Source organism: Pararhizobium sp. LjRoot255, assembly GCF_964252905.1.
Classification (GTDB): domain Bacteria; phylum Pseudomonadota; class Alphaproteobacteria; order Rhizobiales; family Rhizobiaceae; genus Pararhizobium.
Window position 1 is genome coordinate 1,975,413 of the sequence record NZ_CAXUPQ020000001.1, and the last position, 14,025, is coordinate 1,989,437.

Sequence of the window (14,025 nt, forward strand, 5' to 3'; positions counted from 1 at the left end):
CCGCGCGACCAGAAAGGCCAGGCCCATAGTGCGCATACTGTTGATTTTCACCAGGAACTGACCCGGCGTTGCGGGATATCTCCATCGAGAATTGATGGAGTGGATGCCCCCTCGATCAATTCTTGGCGGAAACGCCGGGGCAGTTCCTGGTGCAAATCAACAAGCAGTGCGCAGTAGGCATTCCCTTCACGTTCAGCACCATTCGCTACCAATCTGGGTTTAACACGCGATCAAAATAGGATTGGTATTGCCATTGGTGCCAATATAGATCAATTTGGTTTGTGTCCGTAATTTTGCGAGGGCTCATGAGCGTCGTGTTGAAAGATTTCATCGAGGCGGAAGGTCTTGAGCCCGGGGATCGATTGCCGCCTGAGCGCGACCTGGCGCTCAAACTCGGGCTGCCCCGCACCGCACTTCGACGGATGCTGGCTTCTCTGGAGAAGGAGGGCCGGCTTATCAGGCATGTGGGCAGAGGGACATTTATTGCTGGTAGCGGGGTAAGCTCGATAGCGCTGCGTCGGCCGCCAGGCAGTACGGGAGCCGCGTTGCGCACCTATCCGGCCGAAGTTTTCGAGGCTCGGCTTATCATGGAACCCAAGATCGCCGCCTTGGCAGCGTTACGGGCGACGAGGCAGGAAATCGACGAAATGCAGAAATCAATCGATCGGGGCAGCGCGGCGGAAACCCTCGTTGAATTCGAGAAATGGGACGCTGTCTTTCACCGCATCATCGTCGAAGCCGCCCGCAATGGTCTTCTCGCCTCGCTCTACGAGGGTATTCACGTGGTACGAGCGGGAAATCTCTGGGGGAAAATGAAGGAGCAGTCATTAACCCCTGAGCGCATGAAGGCCTATATCGCGAAGCATCAGGCCATTCTTGACGCCATCAAAGATCGGGACAGCGGGGAAGCCGAACTAAACATGTACGACCACATTGTCGAAGCCAGAACAAACATACTTGGCCCAAATAGCTGAGCAGCCGGCCATCTTTGTGGATGCCGCAGTCTCGTCGATGAAGGTCAGCCTTGCGGGATCGAAATCGAATTGGCCATCGAACCAGGCTATGCGGCGACGCAGGACTCACTCGGCCTTCCGTATGCAATACCCGCTACCATGCATCGGCAGAAAGATGGTGAAGCACGCTGTCGCAAGGCGGGTTTCGCCCTGGGTGACACGGATGCCGCTATAGCCAACGCGGGCGCCAGCCTCAGCCAGGGCGAAATTGCCCGCTGCTTTTCCCGCCGGATAGATCTGCGGGCGCGTCAGGAACGGTGCCGAGCACGCCCTGCGTTGTCGGGTCGATGACCTCGATTGTGCGTCCCGCCGCCGCGCCGCGCCGCGCCATTCGCCGCCGATGACCCCGTCTCGCGAAACAGGCTGGGTCCTTCAGCTCGTTCATTGTGTCCTCTCCCTGTCAGTCAAGCGCCGAAAGCACGGCTGTAGTGATTGCTTCTGTTTTGTCCTTGCCGGGGATTGCGCCGATGCCGCGCGCAGTCGTCGCCTCGATGGCAGCCATGACGTTGTCAGCGGCAGTTTTCTCGCCAAGGTGATCCAGCATCATCGCGCCCGACCATATGGCGGCGATTGGGTTGGCAATGCCGAGATGGGCGATGTCCGGCGCCGAGCCATGAACAGGTTCGAACATGGACGGCGCGGTGCGGTCCGGATTGATATTGGCGGACGCTGCAAAGCCAAGCCCGCCCTGGATGGCGGCGCCAAGGTCAGTGAGGATGTCGCCGAACAGATTGGAGGCAACGACGACGTCGAGGCTTTCCGGCGCCATGACCATGCGGGCGGCCATGGCGTCGATATGATAGCTTGTCACCGCGACATCTGGATACTCACGCGCAAGCGCCTGCGTGATCTCGTCCCAGAACACCATCGAATACTTCTGCGCGTTGGACTTGGTGACGGAAGCGAGCTTGCCGCGCCGCGCACGCGCCTGTTCGAAACCGAAGCGCAGGATGCGCTCGACGCCCTTGCGGGTGAAGATCGAGGTCTCGATCGCCACTTCGTTGTCAGCACCCTGATGAACGCGGCCGCCGGCGCCGGAATATTCACCCTCGGTGTTTTCGCGAATGCAGAGGATGTCGAAGGCGTCCGCCTTCAGCGGGCCCTGAACGCCGGGCAGCAGCCGGTGCGGGCGGATGTTGGCATATTGGACGAAGGCCTTGCGGATGGGCAGGAGAAGCCCGTGTAGCGAGACCGAATCCGGCACCTTTGCCGGCCAGCCGACCGCGCCGAGCAGGATGGCGTCGAAGGTCTTCAGCGTGTCGATGCCATCGGCGGGCATCATCGTGCCATGTTGGAGATAATAGTCGCAGGACCAGGGATAGCTGGTGCCCGACAAGGCGAACCCAGCCATCTTCGATGCTTTTTCCAGCACCGCCCAGGCCGCATCGGTCACGTCACGGCCGATACCGTCTCCCGGCAGAAGGGCAATTTTGTAGGTCTTCATCGGTTATCCTTAGAGGCTAATAAGCACTTGCTCTAGCGGTTGGCGAGATAGGCTTCGCGGCCGAGATCCTTGCCGATCCCCGATTGCTTGTAGCCACCGGTCGCGCGAGCGACCGTAACGATTGACCCAAGCGGCCTGCAGCCGCCGCGTCATGCGAATGGCGAGCGACAGGTCGCGAGTGGCCGCCGAAAGTTACAAGCGAGCGGGGATAGCTCAGGATCGTGTCACATGATGGTGACGTAGATCTTGCGGACTGTCTCAATGGTTTTCCAGACGCCGGTAAAGCCGGGCTTCATGATGAAGCTGTCACCCGCCTTGTAAAGCATCGGCTCCCCATCGTCGGGCGTGATCTCAATGATGCCGGACAGGATGTGGCAGAACTCAAACGTCTCGCCCTTGATCGAGCGCGTCTCGCCTGGCGTCGCTTCCCAGATGCCAGTGTGGATCATCTCGCCGCGGGCTATGTCCTGTGGCCAGGTTTTGAAGGACGGGTCGCCGCTGATGAGGCGTTCCGGCAAGGGCTTCGATTCCCGCGGCGTCGCGGCAGGATTGGTGTCGATGGTTTTCAGCAGAGTCATGGTTAACCTTTCTTGGTTGACTGTCAGATCAGTAGCCGCGGGTCCGATTGACCAGGCCGATCGGATCGAGACCTGTGCGGTGGCGCTTGATGTTGTCGATGACGGCGCTTGCCGCCGTTTCCGCCTGGGTGACGCTCGCGATATGGGGGGTGAGAATGATCTTCGGGTGCGACCAGAAGACATGGCCGGGCGGTAACGGCTCCGGGTCCGTTACGTCGATCACCGCATTCGCCAAATGGCCACTGTCAAGTGCTTCGACCAAAGCGGCATGATCGAGCTGCGGGCCGCGTCCGGTGTGGATGAGACTGGCACCGTCCGGCAGCATGCCGAACAGGTCCGAATTCAGGAAACCGCGCGTTTCCTCCGTCAATGGCAGCAGACAGATCAGAATATCGACATCCCTCAGAAAATCTCGCAACCCGTCCTGTCCGCTAAAGGTGGCCACACCTTCGATTTCGCGACAGCTGCGGCTCCATCCGGACAATGAAAATCCAAAAGGCTTCAGGCGATCGAGCACAGCAGTGCCCAGTGCCCCCAGACCGAGAACGCCGACCGTCCGGTCTGCTGCCCGCGCCTGCGGAATGCCCTGCCAGATCTGGTTTCTCTGTTGGAGGAGATAGGCCGGAAGATTGCGGTGCAGCGCCAGCACTGCAAGCGCCACATATTCCTGCATCATGCGGATGATCCCATCCTCGACCATGCGCACCAGCTTTACATTCTCCGGCAGGCGGTCGATCTGAAATTGATCAACGCCGGCGCCGATTGAAAAGAGGATCTCCAGATTGGAGTAACGGTCGAGGTCGTCGGGCGCCGTCCAGGTTATCAGGTAACGGACGTCGTGGGGATCGACGGTTGTCGGGTCCATGGAAAAGGGAACGTCCGGAAGCTCACGGGCAAAAGCTTCCCGGAAAATAAGGCCGCGTTTGGCGTCGGAGTTGAATAGCAAAGTCATTGGTATTCTCTCGTTAGGTCGGCTGCTGCATCCGCGCCCGTCACGGTGCGTGCCTTCTTCATCTGGAAAGCCGCGCGCCGAGCGTTTCGATCATGGATTGGCAAGCGATCAACTCATCCACGAGAATGAACTCGTCCGGTCGGTGTGCGCGGGAGATATCGCCCGGGCCACAGATGATCGCGTCGATCCCAGCCTCCTGATAGAGACCGGCTTCCGTTCCGTAGCTAACCGCCGCAAGCGGCTCCTGCCCTGTCAACTCCCTGAGCAGTTGCGCGAGTGGTGCATCGTTCGCAAGCGACAAGGCTGGATACGCGCTGATCAGATCCCAGTTCACCTGCAGCCCCCGGCTTCGCAGGCTCTCGGCCTTTTCTCTGATTGGGGCGAGCAGTTCAGAGGGGGAAATGCCGGGAATGGCGCGCGCTTCAAGTTCAGCGACGCACAAATCCGGGATGATGTTGACGGCCTGTCCGCCCTTGACCGTACCGACCTGAAGGGAGGAGTAAGGGGGGGCGAAGGCCGGATCGAAAGGACCAAGTGCAAGACGTCCGGCGCCGGCTGCTGCGTCGGCCAGCACCTCCGCCATGGCGTGGATGGCATTCAGGCCTTGATCGGGTCGCGAGGAATGGCCCGACCGGCCGCGGATTTCAACGCGCGCTGCTGCCTTGCCTTTATGGGCGCAGATCGCGCGCATGTTGCTCGGTTCGCCGATAATCGCGCCTTCGGGCTTGGCGCAGAGCTCGGGAAGGCGCTTGATCAAATGCGGCACGCCGCGGCAGCCCGCTTCCTCGTCATACGAAAAGGCAAAATGGATAGGTTGCGAAAGCTGCCTTGATGCGAGTTCCGGCAAGGCGGCAAGTGTTGCTGCAAGAAAGCCCTTCATGTCAGAGGTGCCGCGACCGTAGAGACGATCAGCCTGCGCGCGCAACTCGAAAGGATCCGACGACCATTCCGGTTCGTTGGCCGGCACCACGTCCATGTGGCCCGAAAGGATATAGCCGGGGACGTTCTTCGGACCAATTGTTGCGAAAAGGTTCGAGCGATCGCCTTCCGGTCCCGGAAGAATGGTCACCTCTTGATTGAACCGCGCCACATAAGCGCGAATCCATTCGACGATTGCACCGTTCGCCTGGCCAACGACGGAGGGAAAAGCCACCAGCTGTTCGAGAATTTCAACGGCTTGCATTATCTGAACCTCGACTTGAGGGCTTCTCTGGGCATTGATAGGCATCCTGTCGGGACATGGCAGATGGCTTTGGATCAAAGCTTAGTGGCTTATTGCCCGATTGCGTGCCGAAAGCGGGCCTCTTTTCAGCGTTTTCTTCCGAAGGAAAGGCTGTCTCGAGCAATTCCTGTCGGCCATTCCACTTACATTCCATGCGCGATGAGACTCACATCGCGGGACGCGGTTTTTCCGCCTTGCCGAGCAAACAACAGATCTCTGATGATCGCTTCCATACAGATGGCCATCGCAGATATGTCCGAGGCCGCGCGAAACCTACCGGATCGATGCCCGCATCGCCCGTGCTCCCGCGGACGGTCGATGGTGATTGTCGGGGGCGCTTTGATTGAGCTCACGGCTCGACATTGGTCCGAAGGCTGGCCCTAACGGCTTAACAACGCGTCGCCATCGTTAAGGTTCGCCATCGCGTTTAGCCTTTCGATTTCACACCTTTCGTTGCCGAAAGCCGATGCCGAAGTCGCGTGAGTTAGCCCAACGCGTGGCCGGCAAGGCCAAAAACCGCTGGTTCGCCGTCAATACGGTTCAGGAAGCGGCGTCCTTTGGACATGGTCGTGACGGTCTCGGAAAGCGTCAGCCGGCTCTGCTGAAGAAACTCGGCGAATGGGCCTGTCTCGCGCGTATCAATGCGCACGAACTGGCCTGCCAGATCCTTAAGATGCACGGCTACGAGATGGATTGCATCCTGATCATTGCTTGCGACGATCGGTCCGACCAAATGGCCGCGCCCGAACTCGCGACACATGGAATAGCCAACGATTTCGTCGCCGCGCCGGAGTGTGCAAATGGACGCGCCTTCTGAAAGTAACGCGAGCAGCCTCTCGCGATTGATCCCGAAGGCCTGGGTGTCGAGAGCTTTGATCTCATGGAGCTTGTCGTTCGACAGCTCGCTCAGTTGCCCGTTTAGATCAGGCAGCGGAGGAAGCCCAGGTGTGACGTCTCCCTGGTATTGATAGACAATCGCTTCCTTCGTGAATCCGAGCGAAATATAAAGGTTGTAAGCGGCTTTGGTCGAATTCAGGCTCAGATTTCGGTCGCCGCACTGCTCAAACACTTGTTCCATGAGCCAGCGCCCATTTCCTTGTGCTTGCGTGCGGGGTGAGGTGATCACGAGGCCGATGGTGGCGAAATCGTCCCCATGGGGGAACCACATTGCGCTTCCAAAGACACGCCCTATCCCATCGACCGCAACGATGCCCCGGCCGGCGCGGCGTAGGAAATCCCAGTCTTTGGGCCGGTGTGGCCAACCGACGCCCATCGACAGGGCGTGAAGCAGGCTCACATCAACACTGTTGATATCCTGGGCGATCAATTCGAATGACTTGAGGCGCACTGATTTTTGCATTTCGGCTATCCGCTCCGTTCGCCGGATCGCGCAACTCCACCACGGGCCCAGCAGTGTCTTTGATCCTCGCGCAGATTGCAATCTAGTCACAATATCGCACGCCAAGATCAGCAGATTTGGCCTGTTCGTGGTATTCCTTCGAAATCTTCAGCTGAACCCATTCCCTATTCAGCAGAAAAAACTTTTACCTCGGCGTGTTCTAGGTAGCATCTGGCCAACCCCAAAGGCAACTTGATCGGTCATGAACGTATCAGTCATCGATCGAACTCCGATTTTGGATGAGTTGTTCGTAGAGCTGACGTTGCCATGAGTTGATGTGCGGGATCTACCAAGGCCACGACAGGGTCGTGCCTTGACCTTTTGCGGTGGCCAGGTGCCAAAGCATTTCAGCGACGACCAAGTCCTGAAGGGCTAATCCGGTCATGTCGAAGACCGTAATATCTTCGAGATCACGTGTCGGTTCTACCTTGCCCGTCAACACATCTCCGATTTCGATCGAGGGGCATTCGGGATCCCATTGACCTTCGCCAATCGAACGCGATTGCTCGCGATCGTCTGTAAAGAGCCGCGATTGGCGAAGAATACCCTCGGGGAGCTCGCGCTTGCCTTTCGTGTCGGCGCCCACGCAATTGAGGTGTGTGCCTGCGCGGACCGCGCCGGGCGAAAACAAGGGTCCACCACCCGGCGTTGCAGTCACGACAATGTCGCTTTCGCTGACGGCCGCATCAGCGTCTTGAGCGTGGATGAGGGTGCATAACTGCCCGAATTCCTTTTCGAACCCATCGTCAGGTTGTCCGTTTACCGTCAGATACGAGACATGTTGGATCATCGGCATGTAGCGCAAGGCAAAACTGAGCTGTATCCGCGCTTGAGTGCCAGTGCCGAAAATGCAAACGGATGTACTCTCCGGCCGCGCAAGTAGCGTCAGGCCGACAGCGCCTGCCGCACCGGTGCGGACGGTAGTTATGGTGTTCCCGTCGATCAAGCAACGGGGCCGGCCTGTGTGCGGATCGATCAAAAGAATGGTGGCCTGATGCGGTTCCTTTCCGGCCTTTCGGTTGCTCGGCCAAAAACCGGCTGCCTTGAATCCGAGCAAATCCGCGTTCGGTACATCCCCCGATTTGATGCCGAAAACGCCGCCTGTATGAAGCTGCTCGCGCACGACAGGAAAGACGCGACCTTCGCGCTGGCTATGCAGCGTGAAGGCCCGCTTCATCGCATCGAAGACCTTGGCCGGCTCCATGAGCTGCCCGACGTCATCGGCGTCAAGCAGAAGAAACTTAGCATTACTGGGCATGGGAACACTCCTGCGCAGGATCTGCGCGGTGATTTGATGTAAAATCTTCGTAGATAGTAAACTGCGGTTCCCACAGCCGTGCTGCGGATTTGGCGCGCAAACAGAATATCCTGTGGTTTGCTGCCTGAAGAAAGGCGTTTGTTGCGAAACAGAGCCGTCCGCGCAGCAACGAAATTGGCCTTCCAGAGAATCCGCAACCGCAACCTTGTCCCTCCATAGGGCTCCCCTCGAGGCTGATCTCAAGCCAGTTAAAAGGGAGGCCGTATTAGGAAGCGGCCTTCCGAGAGGCGCTTTCAGTGATGCGAATGCCAGATCCTCAAGTCATGAAAGGAATGAGACAGGCTTTAAATTCAATCGCTTAACCGATCCTCGTGTGCTTTTCGAGTGCTTAACGGTATGCGGTGGTTCTCTCGGGCCACCGATTACCAGTTTTGTATTGTCTTGGGATTTGTCGAACTTAGGGCGGACATCACCCCCAGCCTCGCGGACCCGGGAAATGAGAAAATGCTAATTTCGACCTGCCTTTCGGTAGTTCCTGCTGCGACAGCCGCACGTTTCAGCGATTCCATGGGAACATATGCGGCCATACTGCCTGGCATTCGGAGATTGACACTTCGAGATAGACACGTTCGGGGGCCCGAATGGCCGACAATCGCGGGTCCGTGCCGGAACCGTGAATGCAGGTTTTGATCCCCGGTCACATTCGCTTGCGGAGCAATGAGGACCGGCAGAGAATAAGCAGAGGCTCACATAGATTACCTGCGGGGCGGGAGCACAGTCGTAATCCACAGCATGCTTACCGGCGCCGTTGAAGAGGAGGAGCCTTGATGACCGTTAACACGAAGCCCATACTGGTAGACGATGCGGCACTTTCGGTGCGCGGCCTGACAGTCGACCTGCCGAAAGGCATGGAACGGGCTCATGCCGTCGAGAACATCTCGTTTGATCTCAAGCGGGGTCAGATACTCTGCATTATCGGCGAGTCTGGTTCAGGCAAGTCGGTAACGGCAAATACGATCATGGGGCTCTTGCCGAAGATAATCCGCGTTTCGTCGGGGTCCATTCATCTTGACGGCACGGCGATAATCGGCGCATCGCCGAAAAAGCTGCGGGATATGCGCGGCCGGGTCGTATCGATGATTTTCCAGGATCCGCTGTCGGCGCTCAACCCTCTGATGACGGTAGGCGAACAGATTACCGAAGCCATGGCCGCCCATGGGGTTGGCACGAAGGCATCGCGGCGCAGCCGGGCCGTCGAGTTGCTGACCGAAGTGGGTCTGCCCGATCCGGAACTCATGTACTTCCAATACCCGTTCCGGCTTTCCGGCGGCCAACGCCAGCGCGTGATGATCGCCATGGCGCTCGCGCTCGAACCGAGAGTCCTGATCGCCGACGAACCGACGACAGCACTCGACGTCACGACGCAGGCGCAGATTCTCGAGCTGATCCGGGACATTCAACGTCGCAAGGGCATGAGCGTGATGTTCATCACCCATGACTTCGGCGTCGTTGCAGAGATCGCGGACAGTGTCGTGGTCATGGAGAAAGGGCGCATTGTCGAGCAAGGCAGCGCCGAGCAGGTCCTGAAATCACCCGCTCATCCCTATACAAAGCGCCTGATCGCGGCCGTCCCGCGCCTGACCGGCGAGGATCGTATCCCCCAGGAGACCGTCAGCAAGGCGACGATCCTGAAGGTTGAGGGACTGGCCAAGACATATCGCAGCGGCAGCGCGCTGTTCGGCAGCCAGCGGGTCGTGCCTGCGGTGAACGATGTTTCGTTCGACTTGGCGCATGGGCGCACGCTGGGCGTTGTCGGCGAGAGCGGCTCCGGCAAATCATCGCTGGGAAGACTTCTGATCAAGCTCCAGGACAGCGACGGCGGTCGAATCCTGTTTGAGGGCCACGACATCGCCAAGCTTTCGGAATCCGAGTTCCGTCCGCTGCGGCCTCGAATCCAGATGATCTTCCAAGACCCTTTCGCATCGCTGAACCCGCGTTCGACCATCGGACAAATTCTTACCGTGGGACCCGTCGCGCACGGGATGTCCTATTCCCAGGCGCGTGAGGAGGCACGAGCGTTGCTGTCCCATGTGGGCCTCGATGCCGGCGCCTTCGGCCGCTATCCGCACGAGTTCTCCGGTGGGCAACGCCAACGCATCGGGATCGCCCGGGCTTTGATGTTCAAACCAAAACTGCTGGTTGCTGACGAGGCAGTCTCTGCTCTCGACGTGTCCATCCAGGCTCAGATTCTCGAGCTGCTGGATAAAATCCAACGAGAGACCGGCGTATCGATGATCTTCATCACCCATGATCTGCGCGTCGCCAGCCAGATCTGCGACGAAATCGCAGTGATGCAGAAAGGGCGAATTGTCGAACACGGTCCGCCATCCCAGATCTTCCTGGACCCGCAATCAGCCTACACGCGTGAGTTGGTGGCGGCAATTCCTGGAGAGCGACCGAGGAGCACCCGGCCGATTGCTGCGAACGTTTGAGAGCCACGGCGAATATCGCCACTAGGAGAAGACATTATGACCAAAGATTTCACGACCGGATCGACCTACTCGCGACGCGACGCGCTGCGCCTGATGGCAGCGGGCGGCGTCGCCTGCTTTGCCGCACCCAACCTCTTCGGCAAGCCTGCCTTTGCGCAAAACCTTCCAACAACTCCGACCGGCCGCGTCGTTGTCGGGCTTTCGCAGGAACCCACCGTCTTCAACCCGCTGATGGCGCATACCGAGGTCGACGATGCAGTGCATTTCTCGGTGTTCGATGCGCTCTTTCGAATGGACCCCAAGGGCGTTCTTCAGCCCAATCTCGCGGCCGAAGTGCCCACACAGAAAAATGGCGGCATTTCGCAGGACGGCCTGCAGTGGCGTGTTCGTCTGCGTGACGACGTCCGCTGGCACGACGGCGAACCCTTCACGGCCGAGGACGTGAAGTTCACTCTTGAACTCATCACCAATCCGAAATTCCGCGCGTGGCGCACGAGCGGCCATTCCTTGGTGCGCGATATCACGGTGGTCTCTCCGACCGAGATCACCTGGCGGATGGAGGAGGCCTTCGCCCCATACCTGTCGTTTCTCGCCGAAACCTTCATGGTTCCCAAGCACATCCTCGAAAAAGAGGCCGACCCCAACGCCGCCGCCTTCAATCAGGCGCCTGTCGGCACTGGCGCATTCAAGTGGGCGCAGCGCATTGCCGGCGACCATATCGAACTCGTCGCGAACGCGGACTATGTCGGCGAAGGTCCATATATCGAGCGGCTCGTCCTCAAATACATTCCTGACATGACGGTGCTCTACACCCAGTTTGTAAGCGGCGACATCGACCTTGTCGACCAGGCATACATTACCGCCGACCATTACGAGGAAGCCAGCAAATTGTCGGGTCGCGTGGTGACCCTGGAGCCGGGGGCCTCGGTCGAGTCGATCTATCTCAATCTTGAGAAGCCGCAATTCAAGGATCCGGCGGTGCGCCAGGCGCTCTACGCCGCAATGGACAGGAAAGCGATCCTCGAAGGAATTTATTACGGGATCCACGCCCTCACCGAGACGTTCATGCCGCAGAATTCCTACTACTACAATCCGGACCTGCCGGCGCAGGAGTACAGCCTCGACCGGGCGCGCCAGATCCTCGACGAAGCCGGCTGGGTACCGGGTCCGGATGGAATCCGCGCGAAGGACGGCGTTCGGTTGTCGTTCTCCAACGCAACGACGGCAGGCAACAATCTGCGTGAGCAGGTGCAGCAGTTCCTGCAGCAATCGTTCGCCGAAATCGGCGTCGAGATGACCATATCGAACCTGCCAGGGGCGGTTATGTGGGGCGATTTCTGGCTCAAATCGCAGTTCGACTCCGCCATCTCCGGTGTAACCAATGTCATCGCGGCCGACCCCGACGTCACCAACCGCCTGCACACCAGCGCAATTGTTGCAAAGGGCGGAAAGGGCTCGAACACCGGCCAATACTCCAACCCCGAGGTCGACGCGCTGCTCGAAAAGGGTGCCCGCACCTTCGACCCGGAAGCACGGCGCGCCATCTATCTTCGTGTGCAGGAAATCGTCCGTCAGGACCTGCCCTTCCTGCCGCTGTTTGCCTACACCAACGTGTTCGGCCGCAAGGAAGGGCTCGAGGGTTTCGAGGCCAATTCCAACACCCGCGTCGCATCCTGGCATGCCGCCGGATGGCATTGGAAGAGCTGACCTACGCCGCCGCCGTCGCGACTTGCGGCGGCGGCCCATCCATTGACGCTGTCATGAGGAGAGCTGAATGCGTGGCTTCCTACTTAACCGGCTCTCCCAGAGCCTCATTCTGCTTCTGATCGTTTCGGTCATCGGGTTCGTCGTCCTGAACCTGATCCCGGGTGGCCCCTTGGCGCAATTTGGGCTTGATCCCAGCATGACCCAGGATGATCTCGACCGTCTCAAAGAACAACTGGGGCTCAACCGTCCGCTGTGGATGCAGTATCTGGACTGGGCCTGGCGCCTTGTGCAGGGTGACTGGGGCCACTCCTTTCGCGACGGTGCGCCGGTTCTGGACGTGATCGGCCGGCACCTTTTTGCGACGCTGTTGTTAATGGGGTCTTCCACGGTCATCGCGATCGCCGTCGGAACGTGGATTGGCATCCGTGGCGCCACGCACCGGTATTCGGTGTTCGACTATCTGGGGACGGTCGGCGCCATGGTGGCGCTGTCGATCCCGACCTTCTGGTTCGGGCTTGTCGGCATTTATGTCTTTTCGCTCCAGTTGGGCTGGCTGCCGGCCGGCAACATGTACACGATCGGGGATGGCTCGGCGCTGAATTACATCCATCACCTGATCCTGCCCAGCATAGTGCTGGCGCTGGTCCATGTCGCAATCTGGAGCCGCTACATGCGATCCGCGACGCTTGACGTCATCAACCAGGAATTCGTCAAGACAGCTCGTGCCAAGGGACTGAGCGAGCGGCGGATACTGATGAAACATGTCGTCGGCAACGCCCTGCTGCCAATGATCACGCTGGCGGGAGTGCAGCTTCCCAGCGTCCTGACGGGCGCCCTGGTTACCGAGACTGTGTTCACATGGCCCGGAATGGGTCGGCTGTTCCTGGATAGCCTCGGCTACAGCGACTATCCGGTGGTGATGGGACTGCTGATGTTCTCGGCCATCCTTGTGATCCTGGGCAATCTCATCGCCGACATCGCCGTCGCCGTTATCGATCCCCGTATCCGTTTGAGTTAAGCGCGTCATGAGACGCTCAACAGGAGTCATCATTATGACCGCCATCGCCGCAAATTCGAGCCTGGAGCATTGGTGGAACAGCCGAACCGCACGCCGATTCATGAGCCACCATCTGGCTCTGCTCGGGATGGTCATGATCGCCTTATTAACGCTGGCGTGTGTCTTGGGTCCCCACCTGCTGCCCTATGATTCACTCTATATCGATCTGCGCGCCCGTTTTGCTCCCCCCTTGACCGGCAGTCACTATCTGGGCACCGATCCCCTGGGGCGGGACGTGGCGGCCCGGCTCTTCATGGCGGGACGGATTTCCCTGCTGGTCGGCTTTTCCGCCATGCTCTTGTCGACGCTCATCGGAACGCTCGTGGGCGTGATTGCGGGGTACCGCGGCGGCTGGCTCGGCATGGCGCTGATGCGCACAGTGGATGGCTTTCTGTCCTTCCCGTCGATCTTCCTGGTGCTGGCCCTCGCCGCAGCACTGAAACCCAGCCCGATCATGATTACCGTTGTCATCGCCGTCTCCAGCTGGATGGAGGTTGCCCGGATTGTCGAGGCCGAGGTCCGCTCGCTTCGCGAGCGCGAGTTCGTCCAGGCCGGGCGCATGTTGGGGCTAAGCGGGACGCATATCATGTTCCGCGAGATCCTGCCCAACGCCATCGGTCCGATCATCGTCGCGGCCACCCTGACTGTTGCCCGGGCGATCCTCATGGAGGCCTACATCAGCTTCCTTGGCTATGGAATTCAGCCACCGCTGCCCAGCTGGGGCAACATGCTGAACGGTGCGCAGCAGTATCTGGGCAGTGCGCCTTGGCTGGCGATCATTCCTGGTGCCGCCATTACCATCGCGGTCACCAGCTTCAACTTCATTGGCGACGGCCTGCGCGACGCGTTCGATGTTCGCGGTGACGCCTGACGGCGACGGCCCAGGCCTTCTTTCGTTTTTGT

The 14,025-nt window shown here is 59.3% G+C and carries 12 protein-coding genes and 2 pseudogenes; 5 read left to right on the forward strand and 9 right to left on the reverse strand.

Annotation, left to right across the window (positions count from 1 at the left end; translation table 11 throughout):
- The first annotated feature begins 305 nt into the window (after positions 1 to 305).
- Positions 306 to 974 carry a FadR/GntR family transcriptional regulator gene (locus ACSQ2W_RS09595; protein WP_436086039.1) on the forward strand — a complete coding sequence of 223 codons (669 nt, stop codon included), beginning with the start codon at positions 306 to 308 and terminating at the stop codon, positions 972 to 974.
- A 6-nt stretch (positions 975 to 980) separates the two neighbouring features.
- On the opposite strand, the pseudogene ACSQ2W_RS09600 reads toward ACSQ2W_RS09595, so the two are convergent.
- The 9 genes and pseudogenes from ACSQ2W_RS09600 to ACSQ2W_RS09640 form a co-directional block, all read right to left on the reverse strand.
- A pseudogene (locus ACSQ2W_RS09600) lies at positions 981 to 1,079 on the reverse strand (IS630 family transposase); the annotation flags it as partial.
- A 127-nt stretch (positions 1,080 to 1,206) separates the two neighbouring features.
- The gene (locus ACSQ2W_RS09605) at positions 1,207 to 1,398 is read right to left on the reverse strand and encodes a hypothetical protein (RefSeq protein WP_436086040.1); all 192 of its coding nucleotides are present in this window, start codon (positions 1,396 to 1,398) and stop codon (positions 1,207 to 1,209) included.
- A gap of 15 nt (positions 1,399 to 1,413) precedes the next feature.
- Positions 1,414 to 2,457, reverse strand: a complete 1,044-nt coding sequence (locus ACSQ2W_RS09610; protein WP_436086041.1) for a tartrate dehydrogenase — start codon at positions 2,455 to 2,457, stop codon at positions 1,414 to 1,416.
- A gap of 32 nt (positions 2,458 to 2,489) precedes the next feature.
- Positions 2,490 to 2,637: pseudogene (locus ACSQ2W_RS09615) on the reverse strand (aldehyde dehydrogenase family protein); the annotation flags it as partial.
- 44 nt (positions 2,638 to 2,681) lie between these two features.
- Positions 2,682 to 3,035: a cupin domain-containing protein gene (locus ACSQ2W_RS09620; RefSeq protein ID WP_436086042.1), complete on the reverse strand. Its 354-nt coding sequence runs from the start codon at positions 3,033 to 3,035 to the stop codon at positions 2,682 to 2,684.
- Positions 3,036 to 3,063: 28 nt separating this feature from the next.
- Complete coding sequence (locus tag ACSQ2W_RS09625) at positions 3,064 to 3,987, reverse strand: 2-hydroxyacid dehydrogenase (RefSeq protein ID WP_436086043.1); 924 nt, start codon at positions 3,985 to 3,987, stop codon at positions 3,064 to 3,066.
- Positions 3,988 to 4,045: 58 nt separating this feature from the next.
- Entirely contained in the window at positions 4,046 to 5,170 is a 1,125-nt protein-coding gene (gene argE / locus ACSQ2W_RS09630; RefSeq protein WP_436086044.1) for an acetylornithine deacetylase, read from the reverse strand.
- A gap of 523 nt (positions 5,171 to 5,693) precedes the next feature.
- A complete protein-coding gene (locus tag ACSQ2W_RS09635; RefSeq protein ID WP_436086045.1) occupies positions 5,694 to 6,569 on the reverse strand; it encodes a GNAT family N-acetyltransferase in 876 nt (291 codons plus the stop codon).
- 325 nt (positions 6,570 to 6,894) lie between these two features.
- The gene (locus ACSQ2W_RS09640; RefSeq protein ID WP_436087730.1) at positions 6,895 to 7,866 is read right to left on the reverse strand and encodes an ornithine cyclodeaminase family protein; all 972 of its coding nucleotides are present in this window, start codon (positions 7,864 to 7,866) and stop codon (positions 6,895 to 6,897) included.
- 827 nt (positions 7,867 to 8,693) lie between these two features.
- Between ACSQ2W_RS09640 and ACSQ2W_RS09645 the strand changes: the two genes are divergently transcribed.
- The 4 genes from ACSQ2W_RS09645 (at position 8,694) to ACSQ2W_RS09660 (ending at position 13,993) form a co-directional block, all read left to right on the forward strand.
- Entirely contained in the window at positions 8,694 to 10,358 is a 1,665-nt protein-coding gene (locus tag ACSQ2W_RS09645; RefSeq protein WP_436086046.1) for an ABC transporter ATP-binding protein, read from the forward strand.
- A gap of 36 nt (positions 10,359 to 10,394) precedes the next feature.
- A complete protein-coding gene (locus tag ACSQ2W_RS09650; protein WP_436086047.1) occupies positions 10,395 to 12,065 on the forward strand; it encodes a peptide ABC transporter substrate-binding protein in 1,671 nt (556 codons plus the stop codon).
- A 67-nt stretch (positions 12,066 to 12,132) separates the two neighbouring features.
- A complete protein-coding gene (locus ACSQ2W_RS09655; RefSeq protein WP_436086048.1) occupies positions 12,133 to 13,083 on the forward strand; it encodes an ABC transporter permease in 951 nt (316 codons plus the stop codon).
- Positions 13,084 to 13,117: 34 nt separating this feature from the next.
- Positions 13,118 to 13,993 carry an ABC transporter permease gene (locus tag ACSQ2W_RS09660; protein ID WP_436086049.1) on the forward strand — a complete coding sequence of 292 codons (876 nt, stop codon included), beginning with the start codon at positions 13,118 to 13,120 and terminating at the stop codon, positions 13,991 to 13,993.
- Positions 13,994 to 14,025 lie beyond the last annotated feature (32 nt).